At 73.1% G+C, this 8849-nt stretch carries 8 protein-coding genes; 4 read left to right on the forward strand and 4 right to left on the reverse strand.

What is annotated here, in order from left to right; all coding sequences use genetic code 11:
* Nucleotides 1-767: 767 nt before the first annotated feature.
* The 4 genes from ACSNOD_RS24320 to ACSNOD_RS24335 form a co-directional block, all read right to left on the reverse strand.
* Nucleotides 768-1457: a TniB family NTP-binding protein gene (locus ACSNOD_RS24320; RefSeq protein ID WP_436769177.1), complete on the reverse strand. Its 690-nt coding sequence runs from the start codon at nt 1455-1457 to the stop codon at nt 768-770.
* Nucleotides 1454-1750 (reverse strand): hypothetical protein, encoded by a 297-nt coding sequence (locus ACSNOD_RS24325; RefSeq protein ID WP_436769170.1) that lies wholly within the window; start codon nt 1748-1750, stop codon nt 1454-1456. Before ACSNOD_RS24325 ends, ACSNOD_RS24320 begins: the two co-directional genes overlap by 4 nt.
* A 392-nt stretch (nt 1751-2142) precedes the next feature.
* Complete coding sequence (locus ACSNOD_RS24330) at nt 2143-2337, reverse strand: hypothetical protein (protein ID WP_436769171.1); 195 nt, start codon at nt 2335-2337, stop codon at nt 2143-2145.
* 463 nt (nt 2338-2800) lie between these two features.
* A complete protein-coding gene (locus tag ACSNOD_RS24335; RefSeq protein ID WP_436769172.1) occupies nt 2801-3226 on the reverse strand; it encodes a VOC family protein in 426 nt (141 codons plus the stop codon).
* A gap of 259 nt (nt 3227-3485) precedes the next feature.
* Between ACSNOD_RS24335 and ACSNOD_RS24340 the strand changes: the two genes are divergently transcribed.
* The 4 genes from ACSNOD_RS24340 (at nt 3486) to ACSNOD_RS24355 (ending at nt 8807) form a co-directional block, all read left to right on the forward strand.
* Entirely contained in the window at nt 3486-4088 is a 603-nt protein-coding gene (locus tag ACSNOD_RS24340; RefSeq protein WP_436769173.1) for a PadR family transcriptional regulator, read from the forward strand.
* A gap of 92 nt (nt 4089-4180) precedes the next feature.
* On the forward strand, nt 4181-6619 hold the full coding sequence (locus ACSNOD_RS24345) for a glycoside hydrolase family 3 N-terminal domain-containing protein (RefSeq protein WP_436769174.1): 2439 nt from the start codon (nt 4181-4183) through the stop codon (nt 6617-6619).
* A gap of 146 nt (nt 6620-6765) precedes the next feature.
* Nucleotides 6766-7356, forward strand: coding sequence for a Clp protease N-terminal domain-containing protein (locus ACSNOD_RS24350; RefSeq protein ID WP_436769175.1), 591 nt, complete (start codon nt 6766-6768; stop codon nt 7354-7356).
* Between the two features lie 485 nt (nt 7357-7841).
* The gene (locus ACSNOD_RS24355; protein WP_436769176.1) at nt 7842-8807 is read left to right on the forward strand and encodes a DMT family transporter; all 966 of its coding nucleotides are present in this window, start codon (nt 7842-7844) and stop codon (nt 8805-8807) included.
* The last annotated feature ends 42 nt before the right edge of the window (nt 8808-8849 follow it).

Raw genomic sequence — 8849 nt, forward strand, 5'->3', positions numbered from 1 at the left:
CCCCCCCCCCCCCCCCCCCCCCCCCCCCCCCCCCCCCCCCCCCGGCCGTGTGGCCGAGCAGATCTCGCAGACCCGTGGTGACGGGGGCTGCGTCGGGGGTTCCGCTGCTTCAGCCGGGGAGGGAACAGGGCGAGGCGGTGATGCACTTCGCCAGCGGTATGCCCGCTGACGACACGGTTGGGAACACGTTCTCCGTCTCGAAGAAGGACTCCCGGGCGGCAAAGGACGCTCACAGATGGGACACAGGGGTGGTTCGGTTTCCCCGGTCTGGTCGGATCGTTTTCGGCGACGTCGCTGTCGTTCGAGATAAGCGTCCCGACGACAGCGCGATGAGCACAGGGGGCGGCGCCGTCCGGGCCTGACCCGCATGGTCTCGCCGCACTGCCGACAGGGCACTCGCAGCCACTCGCTGAACGGGTGGCGTCTGCGGTATGCCTTCTGGTGGCAAGCCTGCGAACAACGCAGAGCCTGACGTCCAAGGATGCCGAGAGGCGGCATGGCGGCCCCGCACTCCAGACAGTGTCGGGTCTCCAGCGTGATCCGCAGGAAGTCCGGATCGCGGCCCGTGACGGCCGCCAGCCGCGACCAACTCGGGAGGCCTCGATCATCGGGCGGTTCGCAGAGAAACATCCGCAGATAGCCCGGAACCAAGTGGTTTGCGTGGGCGAGGCGAACGATGAACGACCGGACTCCTTCGCCGCCTCGCGGGCGGACCTGGACGGGCAGCAGGCGGAGGTTCCCGCTGATCACGCCGCTCTCGGCGATGCTCATGAGGCCGGTTTGGACTTCCGGGTCTCGGCCGCGCGGTCGAGTTTCACGTTCTGCAGGGACTTGCGGGTGATCCTCTCGGTGCCGTCCAGGATCGCATCGAGGGCGGCCCCGCGGACGAGGTGGGACAGCGACCCGATCATGCCGCCGGTGCGCTCGTGGAGGTAGTGGGCCAGCCCTTCCAGGGTTCCCGGCCGGTGATGGTGCAGCCGCAGAGCCTCTTCCAGGGTGGTGACCAGGCCGGTCCACTCCTCGGTGCGGGGGAACGCGACGGTTTCGATGACCCCGAACCGGCCCGCGATCTGCCGTCCCCGGGTGCCGTTGAACAGGCCCTTCGCCTCCAGATCTACTCCGGCATAGACGAAGGTGGCCGGGATGCGCTCGGAGAAGTACTTCAGGGTGTCGGAGACCTCGGCTCCGCTGCGGGTCGCGAGGGAGAGATTGTGCAGCTCGTCGACACAGACGACGGTGACCCGCGCGTCGATCAGAACCCCGCAGACAGCCTCGATGACGTCGGTGATGTTGGCGCGGACGGTGACGGGCAGGCCGGGGAAACGGGCGAACTCCACGGCCAGCATGCGCGAGGTCGCGGCGGGCGGGACGGTGACATAGACAACGGGGATGCGGCCGCCGACGCCGGGGTGCTGACGCCGGTCGATGGCTTCGACGGTCTTGCCGAATTGGGTCAGAGCGGTGGTCTTGCCGGTGCCGGCCGGGCCGGCATCAACTCGCCCGGCGCCGCGACCTGCTCATAACGGAACGGCCCCTCCGGCTGGTTGGCCAGAGACTGGCGAGTGCGGGCCGACCCGGTCACCGAGACGCCGCCGGACAGCTTCGCGAACAGGCGGTAGAACGTCGCCCGCGACGGCATCTCCACCACGTCCTCGCCGTGCTCGGCGGTCAGGATGCGGCCGGTCCGCCAGCGCGCGTACTCGATCGTGCGAGTGGACGCCGGGACACTCTCGGCAACGACCTGACGCATCGCCGCCACACCCGAGGATCAGCCCGGCCCAGCAGCGAAGCGTGCGGCGCGAGACGGCGGTCCGCCACCGCGGCAACCCCGCCGGCCTCGTAACGCTGCCGCTTGCGCTTGACCGTCCGTGCACTGACCTCCTCGCCCCGTGCGGCCAGTTCCGCGGCCTTCGCCCGCTCACGCTCGGCCAGCGACCGGCGGGCCGGGTCGCGTGGCCCGCTCTGCGGTGCCCAGGGCAGCGAAGTCCTCAGCCCCTTGGAGGTGAACCTGGTCGACGAGCATGCCCGTGCCATGAACGTCGGCCAGGCGGACCCGCATTCCGGTGAGCGCGACGATCGTGTACGTACTCTTCTCGAACCTGGCCCGGTCACCCAGCCGCAACCGCCCGGGACGCGCAGACCTCACGATGCCCTCCCCGCCGCCAGGCCGACGACCGTCCCGCCGTCCAGCGGAGCCGGGACCAGATCGGCCGTCAGCTCGTTCCGCCAGAGCAGGTGGTAGAGCGCCGGCAGCACCGCGTACTTGTCCCCGACCCGGTCAGCACCGGTGAACAGCAGCTGAGGCTCGGCGAACACCTCCCGCAAGGCATCCGCCACCGAGGCCCGACGGCAGCGCACGCGAAGACCTCGCCGGCCTCCTCGTCGACGAGACCCTCCGGCCGGACATCGACCACCACACCGGTGCCATCGGCCAGCCGCGCAAAGTAGTCCGGAGTGTGCTGACGAGCCCGATCGCCATCCCACCAGGACAAGCAGAACGGCTGCGAGGCCAAGGCCACCACAGCAGGGTCGAAGTCCAAGGCCATCGCGGCATCCCGCTCGATCCACGACTCGTAACCCAAGGCGGCTCCCGACTGCGCAGGCTCGCTCACGGCCACCTCCCCAACGCCCATGCCCCTCGCTGTGAGCGTCGGCCACCCGGCGCGACGCCATGCCCCGGACACAGAAGGCGTCACCCCATCGAGCGACCACCCGTTCCGTACACCGCGAGAACCAGATCACTTGAGACCACAGACCAGTTCCTCTCGTATGGCACAGAACGGGGACACGTTCGCGGCCCTCAGTCGATACAGAACTCGTTGCCCTCGATGTCCAGCATCGGGATGCACGCATCGTTGCCGTCGTACAGCGTTTGCACGTGTACCGCGCCAAGCGGGACCAACCGTGCGCATTCGGCCTCAAGTGCGGCGAGGCGCTCTTCACCCACGAGTCCCGTGCCGACCCGCACATCAAGATGCACCCGGTTCTTAACGGCCTTCCCCTCGGGGACGCGCTGGAAGTACAGCCGCGGGCCCACACCTGAGGGATCAATGCAGGCGAACCAAGAATCCCGCTGCTCAGGTGGCTGCGAGACCTTGAAGTCATCCCAAGCGGCAAACCCCTCCGGCGGCGGTACGACGTACCCCAACACCTCGCACCAGAAACGAGCGAGGCGCTCAGGTTCTGCGCAGTCGAAGGTGACTTGGAACTTCTTGATCGACGTCATCGGCACACCATATTGGCGCCTGCCGTTCACCGAAATCCCGGGGTTCCACGGCGTGCGGCGTGAGGTCTCGCGTGACATGAGCAGCGTCAACGGGCCAGATCACCTGAGACGACGAGCGAACCAGACCAGATCACCTGAGACAGGGACCAGATCGACAGAGACGGGACAACTGGCGGTGTTCGACGAGACCCTTGCCGGGCGAGTGTCGGCGATATATCGTTGACGTATCGCGACAGATCACCGACGAAGGGACACTGCGATGCGTATTCATGGACACGGCCCGGACGAGCGCGGGCGTGGTGGCCGGGGCCGCGGGCCGGAGCGGGGCGCCTGGGGCGAGCGGGAGCAGCGGCGGGCGGCCTTCGGGGCGTTCGGGCCGCCCTTCGGCGGGCCGGGGCGCGGGCGCGGCGGACCGCGCGGGCGCGCCCGCCGCGGTGATGTCCGCGCGTCGATCCTGGCGCTGCTCACCGACCGCCCCATGCACGGCTACGAGATGATCCAGGAGATCGCCGAGCGCAGCGGCGGCGGCTGGAAGCCCAGCCCCGGCTCCGTCTACCCGACCCTCCAGCTGCTGGAGGACGAGGGGCTGATCACCAGCGTCAGTGAGGGCGGCAAGAAGCTGTTCGAGCTGACCGAGGCCGGCCGGGCCGAGGCCGGCGCCGGGCCCGAGGCCCCCTGGGACGCGGCCGGGCGCGGCGCCGACCGGGAGGCGATGCACGAGATCCGCAAGGCCGGGGGCGCGCTCGTCGACGCCTTCCGCCAGGTCTGGGCGACCGGCAGCCCCGAGCAGCGCGAGAAGGCGCTCGCCGTCATCAACAAGGCCCGCAAGGATCTCTACCTGATCCTCGCCGAGGACGACTGACGGGCAAGCGTGTGCGGGCGCGGGCGCGGCCATCTTGACGCCGTGTCAGGGCGTGGACAGACTCCGGGCGCCGACGGAAACGGAGTGTCGTCATGGAACTGCTCCCCGTGTCCCTGTCCCTGGTGCGCGCGACCCTCTCGCGCACGCCGTTCTCCGCGTTCGCGTCCGCGGGCGCGCGGGCCACCGTACGCACCGTACGGTGGAGAGCCGTCCGCTCTCCCGGCCGCCCCCACCTCGGCCGCCCGCACCCGGGTCGTCGCCCGCACTCCGGCCGGCTGCGCCGGCTCACCGTCCTCGCCGCCGTGACCGCCTGCGCCGCGGCCCTGATCTCCCTCCCCGCCGAGGCGGACGGCCCCCTCTACCGCGACGCCGGGGCGCCCGTCGACCGCAGGGTGGCCGATCTGCTCGGCCGCATGACCCTGGACGAGAAGATCGGGCAGATGAACCAGATCGCCGTCATCCGCCTGCAGGGCGACTGCCGCTGGAGCGGCGGCGAGCTCACCGAGAGCTGCCTGAGGACCGTCCTCGGCGACCACGCCGTCGGCTCGATCCTCTCCGGCGGCGGCATGGGGCCGCCGCGCAACACCCCCAAGGACTGGGCGCTGATGGTCAACGCCGTGCAGCGGTACGCCGTGGAGCGCACCCGGCTGCACATCCCCGTCCTCTACGGGGTCGACGCGGTCCACGGCCACAACAACGTGCTCGGCGCCACCGTCTTCCCGCACCAGATCGGCCTGGGGGCCACCTGGAACCCGGGCCTGGTGCGGGAGACCGGCGCCGCCACCGCGCGGGCCGTCGCCGCCACCGGCATGGACTGGAACTTCTCACCCGTCGCCGACCTCGCCCGCGACCAGCGCTGGGGCCGCTACTACGAGACCTACGGCGAGGACCCGCTGCTCGCCGGCGAGCTCGCCGCCGCGGCCACCAAGGGCCTGGAGGAGGCCCGGGGCGCCAAGCGGGTCGCCGCCACCGTCAAGCACTTCGGCGGCTACTCCGAGCCGTTCAACGGCCACGACCGGGCCCCCGCCGACGTCTCCCCGCGCTATCTCCAGGACACCCTGCTCGCGCCCTACCGCGCGGCCGTCGAGGCCGGCGCGAAGACCGTCATGGTCAACTCGGGCGCCCTCAACGGCGTTCCCGCCACCGCCTCCCGCCATCTGCTCACCACCGTGCTGCGGGAGCGCTGGGGCTTCACCGGGGTCGCCGTCAGCGACTGGGAGGACGTCCGGGCGCTGCACACCAAGTACCGGATCGCGGCCGACTACCCGGAGGCCATCGCGCTCGCCGTCAACGCCGGCCTGGACATGGCGATGGAGCCCTTCGAGGCCGAGGAGTTCGCCGACGGGCTGCGCACCGCGATCCGGCGCGGGCTGGTGAGCGAGCGCCGCGTGGACCAGTCCGTCGCGCGCGTCCTGCGCCTGAAGTTCGAACTGGGACTCTTCGAGAACCCGTACGTCGACGCCGACCGGGCCGACGCCGCCGTGCTCGGCGCCGACCGGGACCTCGCGCGGCGCGCGGCGACCGAGTCCCAGGTGCTGCTCCGCAACGAGGGCCGCGTCCTGCCGGTGCCGGCCTCCGCCCGCCGGATCGTCGTGGCCGGCTCGTACGCCGACGACATCGCGAGCCAGGCGGGCGGCTGGACCGTCGGCTGGCAGGGGGTCCCCGAGGGCGTGGAACTGCCCGGCACCACCGTTCTGGAGGGGATCGAGGCGGCCGCGCCCGAGGGCACCGAGGTGGTGCGCGCCAGAACGGCGGAGGAGGCCGCGGAGCAGGCCCGGAACGCCGATCTGACCGTCGTCGTGGTGGGGGAGCGGGCCGCCGCGGAAGGGCAGGCCGACAACCCCCGGCCCGAGCTGTCCGCGGACCAGCAGGCGCTGGTGAAGGCGGTGCGGGCGAGCGGCAGGCCGGTGGTCCTCGTGGTGATCGCCGGGCGCCCGCTGGCGCTCGGGGACGCGGCGGGCACCGAGGGCCTGCTGATGGCCTGGCTGCCCGGCACCGAGGGCGGGCACGCGGTGGCCGACGTCCTCTTCGGCGCGGCCGAACCGAGCGGGCGACTCCCGGTCTCCTGGCCACGCCGCGTCGGTAACGAGCCGATGTACTACCAGCAGTTGCCCGGCACCAACGCCGGGGCGGAGTCCTCGTACGACGCGGCCCACGCCTTCGGCGACGGCCTCTCCTACACCACCTTCTCCGTCGATTCCCTGACGGCGCCGGGCACGTCCCTCCCGGCGGGCCGCCCGATCCGGCTGGCGGTCCGGGTCTCCAACACCGGGGAGCGCGCCGGTGACCTGGTGGTCCCGGTGTATGTGGCGCGCCCGGTGAGCCGGGTGCTGGCCCCGCCGCGCAAGCTGGTGGCCTTCACCAAGGTGCGGCTGGCGCCCGGGGAGTCCCGGGACCTGCGGCTCACCGTCCCCGAGCGGGCGCTCGCGGTGACCCCCGGGGACCTGGACGGGTCGGGTACGCCCCGTGTCGAACGTGGTGCGTACGAGTTCCGCGTGGGCGATCGCACGGCGCGGCTCACGCTGACCTAGCGGAAGGGGGACGGGACGTCGTTCGAGGCGCGTGCGTTCTCATCCGTAAGGAGGAGAACGGGCTCCCCGGCGCACAACCTCGGTGGGACCTGACAATGCCTCCCGCCGGGGATGCCGATCTCCGTACGACCTGATGAGGTGGAGGGGTGCACAGACGGACACCCCGGCCCGAACCGCCGACGCCCTCGTACCCGCCGGCGCCACCGGCGGCCGCGCCGGCCGGCGGCGGGGGACCGGCCCACCGCGGGCCGGGCCTCGACGACCGGTTCGGTGCCCTGACGGCGGCCGTGGTCTCCGGCGCCCGGCGGCGCGCCGTGCGCGACGGCGACCGCCAGGTCGACACCGCCCATCTGCTCCACAGCCTGCTGGAGCTGGACGGCGAGGCGCGGGCCGCCTTCGACGGCGGGCCGCGGCAGATCGCCCGGCTGCTCGGCTATCTCGCCCAGCGCGCCATCGGCTACGGGCTGCGCTGGCGGGGCGCCGTGGAGAACTCGGGCGCGGTCCCCGTCCTCCGGACGGCCGCGGGGATCGGCTGGTCGCCGGCGGCCGCCGGGGCGCTGGAGCGCGCGCTGCGGCGCCCCTCGGCCCGGGGCGCGCGCGAGGTCACCGGCCCCGATCTGCTCGCCGCGCTCGCCGCCGACCGGGGCTGCCGCGCGGTGGAGGTGCTCCAGCGCGCGGGGGTCGACGTGGAGGCGCTGCTCGCGCGCCTGGACGCGGCCCCGGCCGTGGACGCCTGACGCGGCGCGGCCCCGCCCGCGCGCTACGGGCCGCGGCTCGTGGCCTGCGGCTTGTGGGCTGCGGCCTGTGGCTCGTCGACTGCGGGGCGGGACGGTGGACCGCGGCCCTTGGCACGCGAGCCGGGAACCACGGCCCGTGAGCGCGGGCCATGGAGCGCGGCCCGCAGGTACGCGACGGGCCGGCCGGCCCCGGTACGGGCTCCGCGCTCGGTCCGCTCCCCGGCGCGAGGCCGGCCGCGTCAACCCACACCCCGTCTTTTCGGTTGCCCGCCCGGCACACGCGATCTAGTGTGCCGATCATGCATTCGATCGCTCTCCCGCTCTCGCCGCCCGTCGCCTAGCGCGGGCGGTCGTCGCACTCCGGAAGACCCGGAAGACCCGGAAGACCTGGAACACCCGGCTCGGGCCGTGCCCCGAGCGGGTCGTCGCTGCCCGCGCTCGCCGTCACGCGACCCCTTCCGAGTTCTTCCCTGGAGAGAGCACCCGTGTCGAAGAGTGCTGTCGGCCTGCCCGTCGGGCGAGGCCTGTTCTACCTGTCCGTCGCCGCTGTCGCCTGGGGCACCGCCGGTGCCGCCGCGGCCCTGCTGTACCGCATCTGCGATCTGGGGCCGATCGCCCTGTCGTTCTGGCGCTACGTGGGCGGCCTGGCGGTGCTGCTCGCCGTCCGGGCCCTGCGCCCGGGGCGCGCGGTGGGCGCAACCGCCCCGCGCCAGGTCGAGCCGCGCGGGCGGCGCCTGCTGCGCGTCGCCGTGACCGGCGTGGGCCTGACCGTCTTCCAGACCGCCTACTTCGCGGCGGTCCAGGCGACCGGGCTCGCGGTCGCCACGATCGTCACCCTGGGGGCGGGACCCGTCCTCATCGCCCTCGGCGCCCGCTGGGGCATGGGCGAGCGGCTCGGCCTCGGTGGCGCGGCGGCCGTGGCCGGTGCGCTCGGCGGGTTGTTCATCCTGGTGGCCGGCAGCGGCGGGGCCACCGTGCGCCCGCTCGGGGTGGCGCTGTCCCTGCTCTCCGCCGCGGCGTACGCCGTCATCTCCCTGCTCACCCGCTGGATGGGCCTGTCGGGCGGGGCGGCGGACGCCAGTACCACCACGGCCTGGGCGTTCGCCGTGGGCGCGGTCTGTCTGCTGCCCCTGGCCCTCGGCGAGGGGCTGCTGCCGCACGGCGCCGACCTCGGCCGCGTCCTGGTGCTGCTGGGCTATGTGGCGGCCGTTCCGACGGCCTTCGCCTACGCGCTCTACTTCGCCGGCGCCGCCGTCGTCCGGGCGGCCACCGCATCGGTGATCATGCTGATCGAGCCGGTGAGCGCGGCCGTGATCGCCGTCGTGCTGCTCCATGAGCGGCTCACCACCGCCACGGTGCTCGGCACCGCGCTGCTGCTCACGGCGGTCGCCGGGCTGGCGGTCACCGAGGCCAGAGGAGCGGCGGCACGCAGGGCGGCCGCGCCGGCCTGACGGCGAGGCGGGGTGGGGGGGGGGGGGGCCCCCCCCCCCCCC

This window comes from Streptomyces sp. URMC 123 (assembly GCF_051386515.1).
In the GTDB taxonomy this organism is placed as follows: Bacteria; Actinomycetota; Actinomycetes; order Streptomycetales; family Streptomycetaceae; genus Streptomyces.